Below are 20,563 nucleotides of genomic sequence, written 5' to 3'. Positions count from 1 at the left end.
AATAAAAAAGCCACTCCGAAGAGTGGCTTTGGGGTTAGGAGACGCTGGCGCTCAGCCAGGCTGCAGATATAGCTTGCCGTCGTCGCCAATGTACAGCTCGCATTCGCCGAATGCATTGGCGGCATCCGTCAATCGCTTGCCCAAATCGCTCAGCCCACGATCCCAGAAGCCTGCACCGTGGCGGTTGCGCGTGAGCCAAAAGTCAATCCCTGCAGCTTCCGCGCCGACGACTGTCAGGTCGACTCCATGTGCATTGAAAAAATCGCGACAATCATCAGCCATCTTTTGCCTGGCCACAGGCGCGAGATCGTCCAAGGAATATCGACTGTCCATAGCCGCGCCATCTTCTAGAACAGTACTCCACAAGGCCGCGCGGATGTACGCATTTAACATCACCTCCAGATCCATGATTCATCTCCAGTAAGACGCTGTTCGCGTCGGGAAGGGCAAAGCGTCTGGAGATGACGATCCAAAATTAACTGGTGCCAGCGCAGGGCAAAAAAAAAGCCGCCCGGACCAGGGGCGGCAAGCAGCAGAGCAACTCAATGAACGGTGACGCGCTCCCCCGCATCAGGAAAGTCGTTCAGGTGGTGCTCTTCGATGTGCTGCAGGACGGTGTCCGGATGGAACACCGCAGTAAATGTCCCGCATCCGTCAAGAAGAAGGTGCAGGCTCTCTCGCTGGCCATCACCAAACCTGAAGAGGCTGATGTCGCTGGCAACGAGTTGTGGGGGATCAAGCTGGGAAACGGGTTGGTCGGGCAGTAGCAGCTGGGCTACCTTGAGTATGTCGATGTCGAGCCGGGTGTGTGCGGCCATGGGAAGGGTCCTCCTGGGGGATTCGGGGATTGGAGCGTTGTGCCAGGAGATTTCCCGCCAAAAAATATTCTCTACCGACGAACAAAAAAACCCCGTGAAGTCTGGATGACTGTCAACGGGGTCGTGGTCCAACGTCAGGGCAACGCGCACATGAAGTGCCGACGCCGGATTGACGCAATTTCGCTCGGGCCTATCCGGGACACCGCTCCCAGGCTCACTTGCCAGGGATGTTTTCGTTCTCGTACCTGCATTCTCGAGAACTGGCACAGGTGGAGAACAGTCCGAACCGTGCGCGCATCGATCGTTCGCGTATGCATCACGAACCCTCCTTTTCCTTGCGCTCGGCGCGCGCGGCATCCAACACCCCGGCGCACAGCATCACGATGATGGCAAACCAGCCTGCCCATCGCACCGGGACGGGCAAAGCCGCCTCAAGACCGCGCAGTTCCCACGCGATCACGCCAAATACGATTGCAAGAAGCACAGTGCGAATTGAAACGCCAGCGCTCGCAATCATCGTGGCCGGATATCCGACCATGAAAAGGCCTGCGACCCAGAGCAACATGAACAACGGCGGGGTGTATGCAACCGACATGGAATTCTCCTGGTAAAGCCCGTGCCAGCGGGCGGATGTCATGGCAGTCGACATGCCCCGGCAAAAAGAATCCGGCGGATTTTTTTTGGCAGGTCATCTCGATCACCAGGATTTCCCTGCCCTACTGGTGGGCATTACATTGAAGGAGTTCAACATGAAGCTGGTGACCTACAACCCCGTCGCAGGTATGCTCGTTCCGATCAATAACGAAGTGGTCGATCGTGCACTGAAGGCTGCGCAGCAACAGGTCGGCGAAGCGGCCTGGAAAGGCGGCTACTCCGACACACGCGCGGACGGCCCCACGGCCGTCGCCCGCCTCGCGCTCGAGGGCATCTGCAAGCCCGAGGGCATCACGGGTCGCATTTCCGCAGTGAAGCTCGCGGCCACCCGCGACAGCCGCGGCAATGAGTATCAGAAGGTCCGCGTGCGCTTTGAAGGCGTTTGCGAGGGCGATGATGGCGTCATGCTTTCACTCGACGTCCAGTCGGAACTCGCGCAGCGGCTTGCACACAAGCTCCTGAACGTGCAGCCCGGTGAAGTGGTGACGTTTTTGCCGTTCTCGCAACTGGTGAAGCGGGGCGACCGGTTCTACGCGAACCAGGCCCTCAGCCTGCGTAACGCACAGGGCAAAGAGGTCAAGGCGCCGGACTCACTGTGGGCAGAAGCGCAAGCTTTAGCTGATGCCGCGGCCAAGGTTCTTGCCGCCGCCGGGATTAGCGATCGAGCCTCACTGAACAAGGTCAAGGCGAACAAGAAGGTTGAGTATCACCACAACCTGTATCGCGACCTGATCGGTCCGAAGTTCGAAAACGCACGTTCCGCGCAGCCGCTTGCGGCCTAAGCGAAGCTACATACCAACCCACGAGCCGCATCCATTGGATGCGGCTTTTTTTTGGGGAAACGGCAGGTAACCGCCTGATCAGGGCTTCCCTTTTCGAGTTTATGGTGAATCAGCAGAAACAGACCCGCCAACCTCCGAACCGCTTTTCAGCCGGCAAGTGGCGCGGTAATCTGTCTGGACCTGCCACCTTTTCCCATGCGACTCATGTCTACCGCACCGTCTGTACGCGTCGCCCAACGCTTCCACTACCCAGACGACGAGCACGCGCTCAAGCGCCTTGGTTCGCGGACCACGATGACCGCAATCCAGCTGCTAGACCTTTTGCACGCGGGGCGAGCGATATGGCTGACCAACGCCGAACGCAACCTGAAACGTCGGGGGCACGTTCTTGTGTATTCGGAGAGCGATTGCGCGTGGTTTGTGGTCGTCGTCGCGATCGACGATCCCGCTGACGGCGCCGCGATCGTTACGGTACTCGAGCAGGCGCAGTTCGAGAACGATTTCCGCAAACCGATCGACAAGTCGTATCTTTTCCGGGCAATGGCATCAGTTGTAAAGCCCGACGTGGCGAACGACTGGCGCAAGGCCAATATGCCACCAAACCGTAAGGACCGCAGGGCCGCACGGCTGCGGGCAGGCACGGTTGATAGCGGGGCACTTCTGGATCATGACGTGGTGATTTTCAAGGTCGATTACCGCGCCACTGGAACGGATGTCGTGATGCGCACGGAGTTTAATGTTACTCGCGGCTACCCTGCGGTCGCAGCTTTTGATGACCTGAAAGAGTGCCTTGGCAATGACGCGTTCCTGCAATGGTTTGGAGCCTCGCTTGTCCGAGCGGGCGTCCCTATTGACCGCGTGCTGGCGATCAAGGCAGCGCGGGGGCAAGAACCGCTTGCGACATTGGCAACGGAGGACTCCTTCGCGACCGCACCTGTCCAGGCAGCGTGATCACAAGTTCCGCTTTGTCAGAGCATTATCTGTTGAAGCGTTCGGTATGGAATATTTAGTCATCCACCCAATGCGCGTTGCCCCGCGACTTCTTACCGGCTGGCAGCGTCGGCCAATACAACGTCGGCGAGTTTCTGCAGGTCAAGCTTCAGCGCTTTTGCGAGCCTGGCGGCTGTTGCAAGACGGATGTCCCGATAGCGGCCGGACTCGATACCACTGAGATGACCTTTGGAGATGCCGACTTCAAGCGCAACCTCCTGGAGAGTCAATCTCAGCTCTTCACGCCTTGCCCGAAGCATTCCAGCGAGGTTCATCGCAAGATTCCCAATGAGTCAATTCGCGGCGCCGCGCGACAGAACCCGACTCGCAAGCGTCCGCCGGCGCGCTAACATTCGATCTCGGGCGTCGCAAGCGCGCGGATGGATCTCGTGAGCCAGTAAGGTGTCGCCTCCTCGAGGCGGGCAACAAGGCGAGGCTCTCGCTTCTTCGCGCGCAGGTAACTGGCGACGGTTCCAAACATTGCCTGCACGTTCGTATAGATACCCTGGGCGCCCATAGGTTTCCATCCATTGCCGACAATTAATGGCGTTTCTTCCGCCGGCCGCGGATGCCAGTTGAGCGCCAAGGACTGCCTATACCTTACGAGCTCGTCAATCAGAGATGGACATAGGCGGATGTGTCTTAGCGTGCCGGCTCTGTCCCGAACATCCAGTATCCAGCCCGGCGCGGCAGACGCACCCTCTCCCATCTTGAAGCAATGCAGATCGCTCATCCTCAGCGCCGGGCGACGCGAGCTGGCAGCGATTTCCTCGCGCTGCGCTCCAGTGTAAGCGAGCAGCCAGAATATCCAACGCCTCGTGGAGTAAGAACGCCGATGCCCTCCCGGCTCACTAGCAAGCGCGTCAATTACCTCGCCGATCGTTGTGAGCTCGGTCCGCGTAAAATGCTTGTGCTGCGCGACCCGTTTTGGGTGCGGGGTGCTCTTGGCCAGCGGAACCGGATTCGTCTTGATCAATCCTTGTTCACACAGGGTTGCATAGAGGGAACGCAGAACTTGTAGCCCGTAACAGCCTAGCTTCTCAGTCGGCCTGGACTGTGCGTACTGTTTGAAGACAGCAGGCGTCGCACCGAGAAGGCCGCCCTGGAAGCCGCTCGCGCTTATAAACTCGATGAAGCGGGTGCTTTCGCGCCTGTAGGCTGTATGGGTGTGCCCGCGGTACCGGCCAAGCCACTGTGCGACTTCAGCTGTTTCGACTACGCGGCTTCTCCCTCCCGTGCGGCCAGGTGGCGCTGGCGCGCTGGAAGCTCGCCGCAATCCGTCCTGAAGCTTCATTGCGTTATCGACTCGGTCGCGCCGCTAGAAACGTCCTGCGACGCGGTCGCTACGCTAAAGCCACTTTCCGTTAGCAGGCGGACCGCTGCCGCGTGTTGGGTAGCGCTGGCAAATTGCTCGGAAGGCAGGTGTACGATGCCAAGCGGCACCTGCTCTCTTCCCTCGGCGCCGTGTTTCCACAGACGGTCATCTGCCATCAGACATTGGCCGTACTCGTCGACCAGCGTGATGGTCCCTCCTTCGCAAGCGTGCCAGGTGCTCGCCATTACTGATTTGCCTGCATGTTCGTGTCCGGCATCGCCCGGAAAAACTACCGCAAAAGTCATTGCGTTGCCACAGCGGGACTCATCCCACGCGCGGGACACTTCCACGATATCGTCAAGCGGCGTAAAGCCGGCGCCGCGGAGCGTTTCACTGGCCTGTTGCCAGCTGAAATGAGGCGCATCCGCAGCAAGGCCCAAAAGTATCCGGTTGATTTCGGCTTCAGGATTGCTACACCCTTCGGGAGCGAGCAGCAGCTTCTGATGTTGGACATCGCCTGTGACAGACGACAGCAAGGCAACTTTAGGCATGGCGTTGATTTGTAATCAAACAGGTTGAAGCGATTGTGCGCTCAAACACCACCATGATTTTATTCTTCGGGCGATCCGTCATCGCTTCTGGGGGGGTGCGGACTCGCTGTTCTTCCGGACGTGTGCCCGTCGTTCTGACTCAGCGAAAAGTCCCAGGACGAACCCCGCCTCGGCATTGGTCAGAATCGCAGACGCGTAGTCTGATGGGCCATCTGCCGTTTTGAGCTTTTTCTGTATAACGATGCAGAGTTTCTGCCGTCTTGCCCGTTCGAACAGGGAATAAGTCACGCCTGCATGCGTGTCCGCGAGGAAACTGAGTTCGTCTTCAACGAGCTGGCCGATCTTGCCGTTCTCCAGCGCCAAGTCGCGCGCAAGGGCGCGCTCGTACATCGACGTGAGACTGAAAGGACGGTAACGACGCCGGCGAGAGATGTTCTGGCGCATCAGCGGAGATCCGCCTAATGCGAGTGCGTCGCGTGGCGTTGTGCGAGGCTGTGCTGCTCGATTGCGTCAAGCGCCTGTCGAAGAAAGTCAGCCGTATATTGGTCGCCGAAGTTCAAGCGCAGCGCGGTGATAGACGAGATCGCGATTGACTGCAGCAGCGCTCCGGCGTCGGGCCGGCGCACGGTGCGCAACTGCTGCAAGACCTCCTTCATCGCGGCATGGCCAAGATCCATCATCTGGTCGACACTCTTTTCTTCATCCATGGCAAAGCTCTATCCTGTCTTTCGTGCGCAATGCGCACTCACCAAACTTTTTTCACCAGTCAGCTGAAACCGCGGCGGCAGAGCCTGCCACCCGGACATCGCCAACCGCACTTGCGGCCTTGTCGGGATGGTCCAGCCTTTTAATTGGTCTTCTCATCTGGATGTCCAGCCGCGCCAGAACCTCAGAACTGGGAAACGACAAGCTCGCCGGCGATAGGGTATGTGAGTCAACCAGAACCGACAGCAGGCGCTGCCGCAACGCTGACGTTACGCGGCGGCCCGCACTAAGCGCGTCAACTTCGGTGCGGCACGCATCCTCACGCACGCTCAGGAACCGGTCCACCAGTCCGGCGTTTGTCAGGATGGCAAGGAACTCTGTATCGCCAGCCGGAGCCGGATCGTACTCGCTCAGGATCGAGCGACGCGCAGCGAACCGGCCCGCACCATCGAATACATAGACCCCCTCTCCCACCGGCCCGTAAATGTCGAGGATCAACTCCAGCGCGTCTGATATCGGCGAATTCAGGAGAGATTCATCCGAGTGGGTATGCGCCTGGGCCGCGACGCAGAAGGCCTCCCGAATTTCTTTCAAACCTTTCGCGCTATTCGCCCGCGGACGTCCGACCGCGTTTAATGCGCCGGCGATACCGTCGACGAGGCCGAGGATCACTTCTGCCCCGCCTGCAGCGAAAAGATGAATTGGGTAAACCTTCGTTGCACCGTCAGTAGGGTTGCTGCAGAAAACCACCGTTGCCTGGATTGACTGCTCTTCCTTGCTGCGCGCGCTGACGACCGGAAGTAAGACTCTCGTAGCCATAAAGCTTCTTCTTTTTCTCACAAACGCTGTGTGGAGCGGCGTCGATGCGGCGGGCAGTGTGTGCTGCCCGCTTTTTGACCCCGCCGGCGATGATCTGGTCTTGATCGTGGCAAGCGGAAAAACAGTGCCTGCTTACCAACGCTTATCGGAGATTCTGGAGAAAAATTTAGAGTTATTTGCTACGCAGTTACAAACTAATTCCCCGCCGTTCTTAAATTTCAATCCTTACAAAATATTACTTCGCCCAACGCAACGTATTTCTTGCGCAGATTTTTACCCTGACATCAGGATTTTTCGACATCACTGTTAAATATTTTTCCCGAAATATTACCGTGGCTATCTGACCGGTTTGCCATTTATATCACCAAATTTCACGGCGAAATAATCGAGCCCGTCGAGGAATAACTCAACCCCGGGGAGAGCGACCGCGCGCCGAGACCACCTTGTACAGCGTTACTACGGACAATAATTTACGCCGGTTGAAATCCTATAGGATGATTATAAATCTTACTAAGATACTATCCTCAAGACTATCACCGATGGCATTCATGAGCGCGGCCCCGATGCGAGACGACGCCGGACGACCAACAGGCCGGCTCTCGCCAGCCGAACACACGGTAACACTGGGCCCCATGGGCGAACTTCAGCTGATCGTCTCGCCACATATGGATTGCCATACCAGAGAAACGCTCCTGGGCGTCCGGCCATTTGAACAGACTGAGTTTGGCCTGGCCGCCGAGATCCTGGAACCGGGTCAAACAGTGCTGGACATCGGCGCCGGATCCGCAGCGTGGTCTCTGTGGGCCGCCACACTGGGTGCGCGCGTCGAAGCGTACGAACCGTCTCCCCTTCTTTGCCACGTAGCGCAAAGCAATCTTGATGTGAATCGGGGGTGTCGGATTGACTTGCATCCCGGTTGGGCTGTGGTGCCGAGTCATCAATCCGGGCCGGTGAATCTTGTGCTGCCGGGCGGTGGCTATGACGCGGCCTACATCGAACGTACCCCCCGCCTGGCCGATTCTGACCTGTCCGCCCCGTGGCTAGAGTCCGCCGAGCGCCTCGTTCAGCGCGTGAAGCCCGATGTCGTGTTCGTGGAGGCATCCGGGATGGCCGCAGAGATCGCGCTGGTGATCGCGAGCATTCGACGAGATCGGCCTCGCACCTTGATCGCGCGGATGCGGCCGGATCTGGAAGGCGAAGAGCGTATCCGTAGTGCCGTCCAGGCCATTCGCAGTCTGGGCTACAGCCTGCGGGTCGACAAGCACACCATGTTGTGGGACGGATGGGTATTCGAGTGCTGACCTACGCGAAGAGCATGTGGTGCAGGTTTTTGCGGTAAGTAGTGCGTATTTCTCAGTGTGGCGCGACGCAGGCCACAGATATTTTTTGAAACGCCATCTCAGCCACTAGGTCATCTAACCCTTCAGCTCCCTAGTGCTGATTCTCAGGAGTTACACCATGAAGAAGACATTCAACTTTTCGCTGTTCAAGAACACCACTGACGGCATCACCTTCAACAAGTCGAAAGACGAGAAGGTGCGCGCGGACTACAACGGCAACGGAAGCGAACGCGACGCCGCGGACAAGATCCAGATCATCGGTATCAAAGCGCTGTCGTCTGCCGGAAAGCAGTACATCCGTCTCGTGTTTATCGACCGCACAGGACTCGACAACACGTACTACAACGCGGCCCTCTTCCTTAACGAGAAGAAGGACTCGGAGAAGCAGCCTGACTACACCGGCTCCGTTGATCTTGACCGCGATGGCAACGAGCGTCTGCGTCTCGCCGCGTGGCTGAAAACGAGTGATCGTGCTGGTCGTTATCTGTCGGTGAGCGTCTCGGAATTTCAGTCGCAAGCAGACACCCCGACTGGTGAAGGCGATGGCATACCGGCAAGCGAAGGCGCTGGTCAGCCGGCAGGTGCTCCCCTCGAAGATGAAGATATTCCGTTCTAATAGGCCGTTCGAGCGACCGCAATCCACAAACCACACCTCCTGAGGTGTGGTTTTTTTTCTTTCTGTCCCGAGATCAAACATGACATCAAAGCAATTCACCCCGTGGCGTCGCGACATGCAACTCGGCGCGCTGATGATGATCATCTCCATCGGCGCTGTGTTAATCCTCGTTCGGACCCAGTTGGTGAGCCCGCTCAAATATGGCCCGGCCGCGGTCCTCGTGGCAGTCTTTGGCTACTGGAGAGCGCAGCGCGGCTATCACCGCTGGTTTGGCAAGTACACAGAAGAGCGTTCGCTGAATGCGCTCGAAGCCCGTCTGCCTGCCGGCTGGGAAATGCGGCGCAATGTCATGACAGCAAACGGTGACTGCGATGCCGTCATTACGGCACCTCACTTCCGGTTTGTAATCGAGATCAAGTCGGTGCGTAGCGTGACCATGTCGCACAGGCTGCTGCGCGGAACGACGCTGAGTTTTGGACGCGACGTCTCCGCAACGCCTGCCAGCCACGTCGCACAGATCGCCTTCAACGCCGGTAACGCCGGCGGCGTAGGAATCTTGTGGTATCCGCTCGCCTGGAAGAAGGATTACGGCCTTCTGGGCGGAACGTGGGTAGTCACCGGCCACGCCAAGGTCCTCGTCAAGGTCATGCAGAAGCACATCAAGCGGGCTGCGTAGCTACCTGCTGTCGCTTATTTTTTCCTCAGGCATATCGAGCGCATAGCCCTACCGTTCAACTTCTTCTGATGGAGAAAAATCATGCGCACACCCGATGAACTGCTTGAGTTTGCGACAACCAATGTTGTCTACCGCCGAGCGCGTGGAAACCTGCACTACCGTGCGGTCGACGCGCTACTTTTCGTACGTGATCCTGGAGTAGCCACCGATATGGAGCAATTCACCTGCCGCCATAGCTGGGCATATACCGGAATCGCCCATGGTGGCGAAGATTCCGGCTACCACGGAGAAGGCCGATGTTATTGCTGTTACTGCGGCTTGGATGGCGACGCCTAAGTGCTCACCAGTCCCTATTCTCACATCCCGCTTGCACTGTGTGCAGGCGGGAAATTTTTTTGAGGCAGTGCCCTGATGCGCAACCTGCTCCTGCTAGCCCGCCTGCTTGGAAATCGTCACAACCTGGATGTCGTGGTCGACTCCAAAACACGTGTCGCGAGTGTGACCCGGGAGACCCTCACGCTTCCGGCGACGTGGGTCGGAGCAGTTCTGCCGGGGGGCACCTCGCATATTTCCGAACTGCTTGAGGGCGTCATCGACCATCTTGCGGCCGGGCACGCGCGCCACACCGACTTCGACGCTTACGATTCCTGCGCCGCCACGGCTGGGCCGCTTAAACGCTCGATTCTGAGCGTCCTGGAGGATCTTCGGGTAGAGCGCCTTGCCGCCGAGGTCTACCCCGGAATCGCACGAAATCTCGCGAGGACCGTCGAGCTGCTCGAACAACAAGGGTTCTTCGGCCGCCTCGGCGAGATCGGCAAGGCGCTGCCAGCGCAGACGCTCGTTGATGCCATGCTATGCGTCGGGCGCGCGGCGCTCTTGCCCGGTCAGGGGCAGCCACTCCTGAACCTCGCAAGGGCGTATGACGGCTGGGCCCGTACCCAGTGCCCGTCCGCCTGGTTACAGCTTAAAGACATCACACAACGTGCATGGGCTGCAAACTCGACGAGGCAGGTCATCCAGCTTGTCGACGAGGCCATGCTGCTCTTCTCAGACCTCGCCGCAGCGCGGAGTTGCCAGGGCGATCACGCTGCTGCCTCAACCGATGGTGGCGACGGAGGGGACCCGTTGGATGATGGTGGTGCGGATCCGAGCGACGACCTCGCTGCTGACGTCACCGAGGGCCAGAATGACGGTACGCCAGCCGAAGACGCATCTGGCCAGACGCCCAACGTCACGGCTCCGACAGGCGCAGAGGCGAGAGAGCAACGCTTTGCTCTTTCGGTGCTCGTGCAACAAGACGTTCGACAGTCGGACATTGGAGACATAGTCGGCGAGGCGTTGCAGGACGCTGTGAGTGCCCTACCACCTCAAAACCATGTGCAGAGCCAGTCGTCGGCCAGCGCGCCCACGAAACCAATACCGCCGTCGTGGATTACGACCGCGACCGTGATCCGCGCCAGACTTGGCCGAGATCTCGAGGCGCTCCTGGAATCCAGACGAGAGACCAATGATCATGTCGGGCTTGTCGGCCGAAGGCTCAGCATGAAGCGCCTGCACCGTCTCGCAGTGCTCGACACTCGAGTATTCCGGCGCCGCCGTGACGAAGATGGCATAAACGCCTGTGCTACGCTACTCGTCGACGTATCAGGCAGCATGACTGCGAAGTCAGTTGACGGGTTCGTTCCGATCAATGCCGCCGGCGGAGCGCTCGTTGCCCTGGCGGAGGTGCTCGAGGCGCACGAAGTGCCCTTTGCGGCGACCGTCTTCAATTCAAGATTCTGCACAATCAAGCGGTTTGACGAAAGCTGGAAGCGCGTCTCACACACAGCAACCGCGATTCCTCAGCTGGGCGGAAATACTGATCTCGCCCCTGCGCTGAGATCCGTGTTGGTTGACATGGTCGACCGGGAGGAGGATCGGCGCCTGATCATCGTGGTACTGGATGGCCGCACGCCGAACATGGAGCAGGTAAGCGCCTTGTATGCGGACGCGCTTGAGATGGGGGTCGAGATCGCTACCGTTCTGATAGCAAAGAGCGCGGACGCGTATGTCGTGCCTTATGCGGCGATGCTAAAACGGCTCGGACGCCTTCCCCATCTCACGCACTCGATGGACACTCTCGCTAAAACTATCATTGACGAGGTCCGCTCGCTCATCTGAGCCAGATGTACCTGGCTACACTCGCCGGCTTCGCGGGCACGCTCCGCTTCTCTCGCGCGTCGTGCTTTCGCCCAAGCAGCTCCTGCTCGGTAAGGCCGTATTCTGCAACTTTGGCTTGGACGCCCGCAAGAATTTCTTCTACCTCTGCTGCGCGCAGGGTCTCTGCCTCAAGACTGCAAAGTCTCGGTCTGATCCTTCACGTCCAAAGAGGTGCGCTTCTTGGCTGCCATTGCGGTCCTCCTATGGTGATGCATTGATTTCGGCAGCCAAACGGGTCGCCACAAGCGCCGAGTTCCCCTCCTGGAAAGAGAGTTGTTCAGTTGGCCGCGTCAGGCTGACCCTCGCATGACAGATCGGCGACCTGAGCTCGATCCGATGCGTGGCCGTCCGGCACGATCGTCGGGACGTGGTCCTGGGCGATCTTCCTGAGATACCGCACAGTCGGCGGCCGACCACAGCGAACTGCCAGTGAGTGATTGGCCAACGCCAAATAATTGGCCGTATCAGGATCAACCTGTCCGAGCGAATGGATAAACGCTCGATTCGCCGTATCATCTTGCGCATAGGCGCACCCGACTGGAGCAAAACACGCGGCAAAGGCCGCAGCAAATACTATCAATGCTGTCTTCATAGGGCAGTGTTATGTCGCTACGCAAGGTTGGTATTCTGGCCGCAATTTTATCGACGGGCCGGATCGTTGCATCATACTCGACAGACAAAACAGCCCGCCACAACCGTGAGGTTGGGCGGGCGTGGGTGCGATTGATGGGTTACATTCACGACGACAGTGGGCGCTCGCGCGCCTGCTTTCGTTGGCTTTCGACCAACAGGGGCGATTCGATTTCACCCGCCGCGATCTGCTTGCGAACATCCGCAAGTTGCGCATCCAGGTCGACGGCGTTTGCTGCACAGTATTCCTGGAGCGATGCGACGAGGTGCCAGATCTGGATCGCGGAATCACCTTCGATCCCAAGAGCGTTTGCGTGCTCTTTGATCGCGGCCGTTGCGGCCGCTACAGACCGGGACTGCCGCGATACCATTACCTTTCTGACCTCTGCCCATTGCGGAATCGCCTTGACCGCGGAAAAGCCATTCCCTACGGGATCCGCACTTACATCGTGTTCATCGAACAACGATTGGGCCACGTCGATGCATTCCTGCTCCGAGAGATCCTCCCACTTCCGTCCATTGAGCACCTGAGCAGCAATCAACATATCGTGCGCCACATCGATCACCACACGACAGAGCGGTTGACCACCGTACCACGGCCAGAACACGTCCGACCAGATGCCGAAGAATGGCCTTTGTTTCGGTGCCTTCGCAACGTCCGCACTTCCACGCTCAAACGGATGCATGGACTCCTGATCCTGCTCGATCAATCTGTAGTACTCGTCGCGTTGTAGTTCTGAATACTGAAAGCTGCTGTCGAGTCCGAAATACGCACAAACGAAGTCCCACGACAAGTCATCCGCTTGTATTACACCTGGTTGATACGTCTTCGTTTCCATCGAATAACTCTCCTTGTGTAAGCCCACGACATGTGGGCAAGAATCTAAGCGCAGGAGATGTGTGGACGGAAAATATGTGAGCCGCACTACGTTTCTGGCCGCCCAGCAGGTTGGAGAGTGTTAAAAAAGCCCGCGACTCAGACGAGTGCGGGCTTGTTGATTGCCAGACCGATAGGTCAGGAGCAGGTTACAGGGTGTGAAGCGGGGAAGACTAAAACGCGCCCGTCCTTGCAAAGGACGAAGTCTCCTTCGTTTCCGGGCCGTTCGTCGACGACTATAGTCGACCGATAGCCCGGACTTCGAACCTGTTGAGAGGCAGCGCATGCGGAAAGTACAAACGCTATACCGGCGTAGATCAATAGTTTGGTGACGTTTATCATATGAAATGACGTGGTTGATGAGGCTTGTTTACTGAGTGATCCTTTAGCTGGCCGTCTTTCCAATGACCGGGCCGCGCGGATCATCGAGCCATGCTTGAGCTTCCGAGGAAGGTGTGAGGTCAGGTTCTCCTCCCAGGAAGCCTATGAAGGCTTCAGGTTCGACGCCGTGTGATGGTGCAAGCTTCCGAAACTCGGCGAGCGTCGCGTGTGCGCTCTGGATCTCTCGACGTCGATTGACGAAAGTGTCAGCCTGATAGCGTCCCGCCTGACCGATGCGTTTTTCAAGGTCTGCAGCACGGGTGATCCCGTCGTATATCTCAGTCAGCCGTCCCAATGCGAAAGCGATGGCCCGGCGGACGTTCTCCGGCACCATCTCAAACGTAGTTTTTTCCATCGTCAAATCTCCTTGATGAGTAAGCCCGGTTCAGGCGAGTAGTGAGCAAAGCAGACGGAATGGAGCGACAAAAAAAACCCCGCTGCATCAGAGATGAGCGGGGTGTGGGTTAGGCAAGGACAATACTGCTTGTGCGCAATGGGTCAGAATCGGTAAAGCTCTTCGGCGACCTTAATCGCCTCCTGCTTCGTCATGAGATCAAGATTTTCTGAGGCTTCGTAGGTGCCGTCCTCGAGACCTGATTCGATTTCCGTAACGTGCGAGTTTGCCATCGCGATGAGCGACCCCAGGACGTTGACTGGCACGCGAAGCACTTCGGCGACCGCTGGCGCGGGTGCTGCCTTTTCAGGGGCCCACATGCCAGCCCTGTGTAGGGTTGTCGCTGCAAGCGCCTTCGCGTCGCCAGAGCCACTAGCGATCATCTCGAGCACCTGCATCAACGCCTTCGTCAACCCGTCGACGGTCTTGGCAACAGCCTCGATCCTTTGGACCGTGCTGGATTCCGGTGATTTTCGTTCGGGCTGTTCGAAAGCAACGACATACTTTCCCGGCACAGATGTCGGCCGCGCGACGGCGTGACCGCCAAGCGCCGACAACTTTTCGAGCACGGCATCCGCCTGTTCGGGCGCGAAGTGGGCAACGGCGCAAGCCCCCTGCCCGTTCGTCCGATCGCCGTCATCTCTCCGTAGGCGACCGCGCGATACCCGGCCGCGCCGAGGAACTCACGCAGCGCTTCGTTGCTTTGCTGAAAATTTACGGCCATTTCGATATCTCCTGAAAGTGACATCCGCTTACGCGAACAATTGCCTGAGTGTCGGAGATGTGAGTGATAAAAATACGCAACCGATAGCTACGCGTAAGCAGGTCCGGTTCCGCCGAGATAGCGGTGCCCGGATTAGCGATATACTGTATATACAAACAGGTGTCCGCGGGGATGACCGCTGCGGCTCGCGTCGCGGTGCCGCGCCGGTTGTCGCACTACACAAAAGGACCATTGAAAATGACGGAATCGATCGAAGTCGACCTGTTCGACGCCTGCAAGGAAGTAGCGCGTGCGGTGCTCTGGAAGAACGGTGCCGCGTCGAGCGATGTGGTTGAGACACTCGCGCGGAAATATCTCACCATCGCAGAGGAACATCAGGATTTCGTCCGTCGTCAGCGGGAGTCTGATGAAGTAATTGCGTACGCGGTGCAATACATTGCTCACGTCCATGCGATTCCGCCGTCGGGTACGGACACGGAATGGTTCCGGCAGGCCCTGTCGACCTTAATGGAAATTGCGGTGCCGAATACTTCTTTATCGGAATCCAGCGCCCGCTTCTTGCCGTGCTTGCAGGCAGGTATCCGTGATTCCCTCGCTGACGTGCCGGTGACTCGTAGTTCCTTGCGGCTCGAGGACGAAGACGCTATCACAGTGCGGCGCATGCAAGATGCCAGCATGGAGTACGGTACCGCCTCCGACCTTCTGGATCTTCTAGAGAAGATCTATCACGGAGATCCACTGAGCGCGGAAGAGCAGCGCTGCCTGTATCTCGCGTCAGTGGCGGCGCCGCTGACGCGCCAGGCCCGGCTCGCCGCAGGCATGGATCAACCGTAACTGACTGTCGGGTCGACGCGACGCTTCTGAGCTCAGGTTCAACTGGATGAAACCATGAACATTTTCTATGCGCTGTCGGAGGGTCGCGGGCGCCTGACGGAAACCAATCTGAGCGCCTTCCTGGCGTACCTGCTTACGCCACACGCTCCTCACGGTCTGGGGGACACGTTTCTGCGCGGCTTTCTTGAGGAAATGGCGCAAGGTTGTGGCGACGCTCAGCGCTTTCGATGCGTGCTGGAGAGGCGAACCATAAGCGCTCAAGTCGGTCTTGAGGTCAGATACGACGGCACGGTCGCGCGCATCGTTGATATAGATTTACAGATCTTCGATAACGCGTCGACGCAGAAGAAGCTGCATCACATTATCATCGAGAACAAGATAAAGACCGGTGCCGCACAGGCCGACCAACTCAAGGATCAATTTGAGGGTGTGATGCAGGCGTTGAGGCAGGAGGAACCGTGCCCCGTCACTGTTGTGTTCCTCACGCCACCTGGTGATGCCCGGGTGTTGCAGACAGAGTTCGATACCCTGCAGCTTGACGCATCCGGTGCTAACACAAAGGTCTGGTTGCGATGGCGGGGTGTCGCTGATCCAAGTGTCCCGCGAACCGTTGTGGATCTGATTCGCGAACTGTTGCGCCGCGAGGCATCGGCAGAAATTGAGCCGGTGACGGACTACACCAGACACACGCTGAAAGCTTTTGTGCAGTTCCTCGAGCGGGTTATTCAGTCATCCGCACCGACGATCCGAGTGGCCGACCCGGAGGCTGACGACGTCCTCATGCAGCGCGAGGTTAGCCTGGACGGCGTTCGATATCTGATCGTCCGGTACCGCTCCGATGCGATCAAGGTATTCGATCTTGATTCAGATTCCGAGCTTGCCGCGCATCCACTTCTCCGCAAGGTAAACGGGGCATATCGCCTTGAAATCCCGCTCGAGCGAAGTCCCGGGAAACCTATCAATACAAGACAGCTGGGGCGAAAGGTTCTCGACGCCCTCGACCCCGACAGGTAAGGAATGGGTACAACACCGGAGCGGCGGATTGCGCATCTCGACATGGACGCGTGTTACGCATCCATGTCGAGATCCTGCGATATCCCGACCTGCGAGGTCAGGGCGTTGTAATTGGAGTGGGGCGACACAGCGCGGCGCCGGAGACGCGCCCGGACGGAGGTCGCAGGTAAGCGCGGCTGCGGGACTATACCGACCGGGGTGTCGTTACCACGTCAACGTATGAAGCGCGCGCCCCGGGGGACTTCTCGGCCATGGGGATGATGAAGTCTGCGCAGCTGGCACCCGACGCGATCCTGTAACCCACTGACTTTGACTCGTATCGACATTACTCGAGGCTGTTCAAGGCGGCTGTGGCCGCATTCACAGACCGGATCGAGGACCGAGGCATCGACGAGAATCTGCATCGATCTGACGGACGTGCCAGGCGTGGGCGATTGCCGTGCCGTTGCGTCGCGCATCAAGGGCGCTGTGACGGATGCGACAGGGCTGTCCTGCTCGATCTGCGTCGCGCCAAACAAACTGCTCGCGAAGATTGGTGTCGGATGGATGCCACAGAACGTGAGAACTGTGCCGGGTAAGTGAAAAACTGCTGCCACAGTTCGTGCAAAAATCCGGCGGCCGACACTTCCTGCGAGGACTCGGCCGTTCGCCACTGTCGCTGATCGACCCCTATGCTCAGGTCGCAACTATGCGCAGATGGTCGGTGGCTGACGACGCCGACCCAAGTGTTGTGAAGCGTTGGCAAGGCGAACGGGTAAAGATCTGGACATAGTTCTCATCTACGGATGCAGTGGTGGTCCCACTTCTGGAGATCACCATGGGCATCGTTCGCCGCTCCCACAGCACTGACATAGACCATCTCCCCGACGGCCCGATTGGGCCATGCGTTGGTGCGTTCAAGCAGTACCTGAGGCAACGCCGGTACGCTGTAAAGACGGTCGTTACCTATCTTCGCTGCATCACGCATTTCGCTCGATGGGCGCACTTCGGGCACCGTCGGCGGCAAAGGATCGACGAAGCGTTGATCGCTGAGTTCCTCGACGAGCATCTGCCGCAGTGCGAGTGCCCCGGCGCGATCCAACGCGATCGGGGTGACCACAGCGCGGCGCTAGGACATCTGCTCGTGGTGTTGCGCGCTCAAGGCGTCATCGCGGTGCCCGCAGACCGTGCAACACCGGTAGACGAGGAACTGCGCCGCTACGACGAGTACATGGATCACGTGCGCGGCCTGGCGCCTAAGACGCGGAGCATAGCCCTGCGCATCGTTGGACGGTTGCTGACGGCCCGTTTCGGCGAAGGCGCCGTCGACGTCGCCGCGATCAAGCCCGAGCACGTTCGGCGTTTCTTCGCTGGACAAGCGAAGCTCTATAGCAAACCGGCGAATGCTGGGTCGGTCGTGGCATCGCTGCGCGGCTACTTCCGCTATCGCGCCTCGCTCGGCGATCTTGTCCACGGACTGATTGGCGCGGTGTCCTATCCTGCTAACTGGTCGTTCTCCTCGTTGCCCAAGTCGCTGACGGTGGAAGAGGTCGAGCGGTTGATCAGATCGCTCGGCCAACAGGGTCGCTCGATGAGACGAGCCGACGCCATCGTGCGCTGTGCGCTCGACCTCGGACTGCGCAGCGGCGAGATCGCCCGTCTCAACCTGGACGATATCGACTGGCGAGCCGGTACGCTCGTCTTGCGGCACACCAAGGGACGCCGCGAGGATATGCTGCCGCTACCCGCCACTACCGGTGAAGCCATCGCGGCCTACCTCGAGCAGGAACGTCCCAGGACTTCCAATCGGGCCGTCTTCGTCCGCCATATCGCGCCGCGCGATCAGCCCGCCGGCGCCGACCTCGTGCGCAAGACGATACGCCAAGCCTTCGCGCGTGCCGGCCTTCCTTACACGCGCTCGCATCTGCTGCGCCACACAATGGCCAACCGCTTGCTGGCCGGTGGCTCCTCGTTGAAGGAAGTAGCCGACGTCCTGCGTCACCGCTCGCTGAACACGACTCTGATCTATGCCAAGCTCGACAGCCGCAAGTTGGTCGAGGTCGCGCTGCCATGGCCGGGGAGTGCAGCATGAGCGCGACGACTTCTATGCAAGCACGCGTCGAACAGTTTCTGGTCGAGCGTCGCCAACTTGGCTTCTCCGATGATGGCTACGTTCTGCGCAGCTTCGCACGCCATGTCCACGCTACCCGCCATCGCGGCGCTTTGACGGTGGAACTCATGGCCGTTTGGGCTCGAAGCGAGTGCCATGAGAGCAATGACCCGCGAACGTGGGCGCGACGGCTTAAGAGGCTGCGCACGTTCCTACGCTGGCTGCAGCAGTTCGAGCCGTGCACCGAGGTACCCGACGATTCGATCTTCGGACGGTTGCCGGAGCGGCAAGCGCCACACATCTTCAGCGAGGAAGAAATCGTCGACCTACTTGCTCTCTCGCGCCTACTCGGGCCATCGCCGGGGCTACGCGGCGCCGTCTACGAAACGCTGTTTGGATTGATCGCCGCCACGGGGCTACGGATCGGCGAGGCACTGTCGCTGCGCAACGGCGACATTGATCTCAAGGACGGGATGCTGACCATCCGCCGGACCAAGTTCGGCAAGTCGCGCCAGGTTCCTATGCACCCAAGCACCGTGGATGCTTTGCGCCGGTATTGCTGGCAGCGCGACTTGACCGAGGGGTCGCCGACGGAAGATGGCCCATTCTTCGTCAGCACCCGCGGTCGACGACGAGGTCTGCCACTCGGCCAGCGTCAGGTGCAACGCGTCTTCCGCGACCTAAGCCAGCAGCTGAGCTGGGGCAACCGCGGAGCGCACCATGCCCCACGCATCCATGACCTGCGGCATACCTTCGTCGTGCGCCGCATCGTGCAGTGGCAGGCCCAGGGCGTGGACATCGATCAGGCCATGCTGTCGCTGTCGACCTACGTCGGACATACGATGGTTACCAACACCTACTGGTACCTCTCGGCGGTGCCCGAGTTGATGGCGCTGGCCGCCGGACGTTTCACGTCGTTCACGGCCAAGCGGGAGGTGCAAGATGCGTGAGACCCTAGCCCCGAAGCCGCCTTCGTTCGCTGCGCTGGTCCAGACATTCTTTACGGAGTACCTGGTCGCGCAGCGGGCGCTCAGTCCGCGTACAGTGGCCTGTTACCGGGATGCCTTGCTGCTGTTTCTGCACTTCGCCTGCCGTCAGCTTGGCAAGGCGCCGACCACGATGCGGCTGGCCGACATCCAACCCGATCTGATTCTGGCCTTCCTTGACTATCTGGAGCAGGATCGGAAGAACTCAATTCGCAGCCGCAACTTGCGGCTCACCGCGCTGCGCGCGTTCCTGAAGTTCGCCGGCCGCCGCGACGTGGCGTCGTTGCACGACGTCGAGCGCGCACTGGCGGTGCCGATGAAGCGTTTCGAGCGACCGATGCTGAACTACCTCACGCGTGCGGAGGTGGTGACCGTACTCGGCCAGCCGGGTGAGAGCTGGTCCTCACGGCGCGATCACTTGCTATTGACGATGCTTTACAACACGGGGGCGCGTGTCTCCGAGATTATCGGAGTACAGGTCGTCGATGTGGTCCTCGACGGTGCAGCGTGCGTGCACCTGCGCGGCAAAGGACGCAAGCTGCGATCGATTCCCCTGTGGGACGCCACCGTCGCCGAGATCCGCAGTTGGTTGCGATCGAATCCAATGATGCGCGGCGAAGCTGCCTTGCTGCCCAACCGGGATGGGCAGGCAATGTCGCGCTCCAACGTCGCGCAACGCCTAAATCTTGCCGTGAGCCGTGCGAGTGTGGAGCAACCCAGCCTCCTCAAGAAGCGCGTCTCACCGCACATCTTGAGACATACGACCGCGATGCACTTGTTGCAGGCGGGCGTTCCATTCAACGTAATCGCTTTGTGGCTCGGTCACGAGAACCCGATGACAACCCATCGCTACGTCGAAGCTGACCTCGCGATGAAGGAGAAAGCGCTTGGTCGGCTGGAGGCGCCCGATGCCAGGATCCGCCGGTATCAGGCACCGGACGCGTTGATTCGATTCCTGAGGACGCTGTAACTATGCGTAGGTTGCGCCAGCCCCGACCGCACCTCTCAAGGGGCTGGCCTCGCTCACGATGACCATCTGCGCATAGTTGCGACCTGAGCATAGGGGTCGATGTACTAAACCGCTGACGCGGTAGTGGGAGGTAGGCACAGGTTCGTGGCTGACGTTTCATGAAGAGGGTTGTCTGGCGCTGAACCTCGGCGAGGTGGTG

At 59.1% G+C, this 20,563-nt stretch carries 24 protein-coding genes and 1 pseudogene; 13 read left to right on the top strand and 12 right to left on the bottom strand.

Going from position 1 to position 20,563, the window contains the following annotated elements:
* Positions 1-51: 51 nt before the first annotated feature.
* The 3 genes from ACSQ8V_RS39420 to ACSQ8V_RS39410 form a co-directional block, all read right to left on the bottom strand.
* Positions 52-408, bottom strand: coding sequence for a hypothetical protein (locus ACSQ8V_RS39420; RefSeq protein ID WP_436209514.1), 357 nt, complete (start codon positions 406-408; stop codon positions 52-54).
* 134 nt (positions 409-542) lie between these two features.
* Positions 543-818: a hypothetical protein gene (locus ACSQ8V_RS39415; protein WP_165989302.1), complete on the bottom strand. Its 276-nt coding sequence runs from the start codon at positions 816-818 to the stop codon at positions 543-545.
* Positions 819-1,134: 316 nt separating this feature from the next.
* Entirely contained in the window at positions 1,135-1,413 is a 279-nt protein-coding gene (locus ACSQ8V_RS39410) for a hypothetical protein (RefSeq protein ID WP_436209513.1), read from the bottom strand.
* A 40-nt stretch (positions 1,414-1,453) separates the two neighbouring features.
* Here ACSQ8V_RS39410 and ACSQ8V_RS39405 point away from each other — a divergent pair, with 40 nt between their 5' ends.
* Positions 1,454-2,254 carry a hypothetical protein gene (locus ACSQ8V_RS39405; protein WP_436209512.1) on the top strand — a complete coding sequence of 267 codons (801 nt, stop codon included), beginning with the start codon at positions 1,454-1,456 and terminating at the stop codon, positions 2,252-2,254.
* Between the two features lie 420 nt (positions 2,255-2,674).
* Entirely contained in the window at positions 2,675-3,205 is a 531-nt protein-coding gene (locus ACSQ8V_RS39400) for a hypothetical protein (RefSeq protein WP_436209511.1), read from the top strand.
* Positions 3,206-3,297: 92 nt separating this feature from the next.
* Here the strand turns inward: ACSQ8V_RS39400 and ACSQ8V_RS39395 are convergent, their stop codons facing one another.
* The 6 genes from ACSQ8V_RS39395 to ACSQ8V_RS39370 form a co-directional block, all read right to left on the bottom strand.
* Positions 3,298-3,504 carry a helix-turn-helix transcriptional regulator gene (locus ACSQ8V_RS39395; RefSeq protein ID WP_256443297.1) on the bottom strand — a complete coding sequence of 69 codons (207 nt, stop codon included), beginning with the start codon at positions 3,502-3,504 and terminating at the stop codon, positions 3,298-3,300.
* An 86-nt stretch (positions 3,505-3,590) separates the two neighbouring features.
* Positions 3,591-3,830, bottom strand: a complete 240-nt coding sequence (locus tag ACSQ8V_RS39390) for a hypothetical protein (RefSeq protein ID WP_436209510.1) — start codon at positions 3,828-3,830, stop codon at positions 3,591-3,593.
* A gap of 704 nt (positions 3,831-4,534) precedes the next feature.
* Positions 4,535-5,110 (bottom strand): hypothetical protein, encoded by a 576-nt coding sequence (locus ACSQ8V_RS39385; protein ID WP_436209509.1) that lies wholly within the window; start codon positions 5,108-5,110, stop codon positions 4,535-4,537.
* A 78-nt stretch (positions 5,111-5,188) separates the two neighbouring features.
* Entirely contained in the window at positions 5,189-5,554 is a 366-nt protein-coding gene (locus ACSQ8V_RS39380; RefSeq protein ID WP_436209508.1) for a hypothetical protein, read from the bottom strand.
* Between the two features lie 14 nt (positions 5,555-5,568).
* Complete coding sequence (locus ACSQ8V_RS39375) at positions 5,569-5,817, bottom strand: hypothetical protein (protein WP_165989318.1); 249 nt, start codon at positions 5,815-5,817, stop codon at positions 5,569-5,571.
* Positions 5,818-5,869: 52 nt separating this feature from the next.
* Positions 5,870-6,634 carry a hypothetical protein gene (locus ACSQ8V_RS39370; protein ID WP_436209507.1) on the bottom strand — a complete coding sequence of 255 codons (765 nt, stop codon included), beginning with the start codon at positions 6,632-6,634 and terminating at the stop codon, positions 5,870-5,872.
* Positions 6,635-7,266: 632 nt separating this feature from the next.
* Between ACSQ8V_RS39370 and ACSQ8V_RS39365 the strand changes: the two genes are divergently transcribed.
* The 5 genes from ACSQ8V_RS39365 to ACSQ8V_RS39345 all read left to right on the top strand — a co-directional run bounded on the left by ACSQ8V_RS39365 (position 7,267) and on the right by ACSQ8V_RS39345 (position 11,426).
* Positions 7,267-7,935, top strand: a complete 669-nt coding sequence (locus tag ACSQ8V_RS39365; protein ID WP_436209506.1) for a hypothetical protein — start codon at positions 7,267-7,269, stop codon at positions 7,933-7,935.
* A 157-nt stretch (positions 7,936-8,092) separates the two neighbouring features.
* Complete coding sequence (locus tag ACSQ8V_RS39360) at positions 8,093-8,590, top strand: hypothetical protein (protein WP_436209505.1); 498 nt, start codon at positions 8,093-8,095, stop codon at positions 8,588-8,590.
* A gap of 79 nt (positions 8,591-8,669) precedes the next feature.
* The gene (locus ACSQ8V_RS39355) at positions 8,670-9,266 is read left to right on the top strand and encodes a hypothetical protein (protein WP_436209504.1); all 597 of its coding nucleotides are present in this window, start codon (positions 8,670-8,672) and stop codon (positions 9,264-9,266) included.
* A gap of 81 nt (positions 9,267-9,347) precedes the next feature.
* Positions 9,348-9,602 (top strand): hypothetical protein, encoded by a 255-nt coding sequence (locus ACSQ8V_RS39350; RefSeq protein ID WP_436209503.1) that lies wholly within the window; start codon positions 9,348-9,350, stop codon positions 9,600-9,602.
* 75 nt (positions 9,603-9,677) lie between these two features.
* Complete coding sequence (locus tag ACSQ8V_RS39345) at positions 9,678-11,426, top strand: hypothetical protein (protein WP_436209502.1); 1,749 nt, start codon at positions 9,678-9,680, stop codon at positions 11,424-11,426.
* Positions 11,427-12,202: 776 nt separating this feature from the next.
* Here the strand turns inward: ACSQ8V_RS39345 and ACSQ8V_RS39340 are convergent.
* From ACSQ8V_RS39340 to ACSQ8V_RS39330, 3 genes are all read right to left on the bottom strand, one after another.
* A complete protein-coding gene (locus tag ACSQ8V_RS39340; protein ID WP_436209501.1) occupies positions 12,203-12,805 on the bottom strand; it encodes a hypothetical protein in 603 nt (200 codons plus the stop codon).
* 552 nt (positions 12,806-13,357) lie between these two features.
* Positions 13,358-13,708, bottom strand: a complete 351-nt coding sequence (locus ACSQ8V_RS39335) for a hypothetical protein (RefSeq protein WP_436209500.1) — start codon at positions 13,706-13,708, stop codon at positions 13,358-13,360.
* Between the two features lie 143 nt (positions 13,709-13,851).
* Positions 13,852-14,316 (bottom strand): hypothetical protein, encoded by a 465-nt coding sequence (locus tag ACSQ8V_RS39330; RefSeq protein ID WP_436209499.1) that lies wholly within the window; start codon positions 14,314-14,316, stop codon positions 13,852-13,854.
* 392 nt (positions 14,317-14,708) lie between these two features.
* Between ACSQ8V_RS39330 and ACSQ8V_RS39325 the strand changes: the two genes are divergently transcribed.
* From ACSQ8V_RS39325 to ACSQ8V_RS39300, 6 genes and pseudogenes are all read left to right on the top strand, one after another.
* Positions 14,709-15,305 (top strand): hypothetical protein, encoded by a 597-nt coding sequence (locus ACSQ8V_RS39325; RefSeq protein WP_436209498.1) that lies wholly within the window; start codon positions 14,709-14,711, stop codon positions 15,303-15,305.
* 54 nt (positions 15,306-15,359) lie between these two features.
* Positions 15,360-16,319, top strand: coding sequence for a PD-(D/E)XK nuclease family protein (locus ACSQ8V_RS39320; protein ID WP_436209497.1), 960 nt, complete (start codon positions 15,360-15,362; stop codon positions 16,317-16,319).
* 3 nt (positions 16,320-16,322) lie between these two features.
* Positions 16,323-16,856: pseudogene (locus ACSQ8V_RS39315) on the top strand (DNA polymerase Y family protein); the annotation flags it as partial.
* A gap of 280 nt (positions 16,857-17,136) precedes the next feature.
* Positions 17,137-18,390, top strand: coding sequence for a tyrosine-type recombinase/integrase (locus ACSQ8V_RS39310; RefSeq protein WP_436209496.1), 1,254 nt, complete (start codon positions 17,137-17,139; stop codon positions 18,388-18,390).
* A complete protein-coding gene (locus ACSQ8V_RS39305) occupies positions 18,387-19,358 on the top strand; it encodes a tyrosine-type recombinase/integrase (protein WP_436209495.1) in 972 nt (323 codons plus the stop codon). The genes ACSQ8V_RS39310 and ACSQ8V_RS39305 overlap by 4 nt, the downstream gene beginning before the upstream one ends.
* Positions 19,351-20,364 carry a tyrosine-type recombinase/integrase gene (locus ACSQ8V_RS39300; protein WP_436209494.1) on the top strand — a complete coding sequence of 338 codons (1,014 nt, stop codon included), beginning with the start codon at positions 19,351-19,353 and terminating at the stop codon, positions 20,362-20,364. Before ACSQ8V_RS39305 ends, ACSQ8V_RS39300 begins: the two co-directional genes overlap by 8 nt.
* Positions 20,365-20,563 lie beyond the last annotated feature (199 nt).

Source organism: Caballeronia sp. LjRoot31 (assembly GCF_964253885.1).
Taxonomy (GTDB): Bacteria; Pseudomonadota; Gammaproteobacteria; order Burkholderiales; family Burkholderiaceae; genus Caballeronia.
This window is presented reverse-complemented; position numbering and strand designations above follow the sequence as displayed.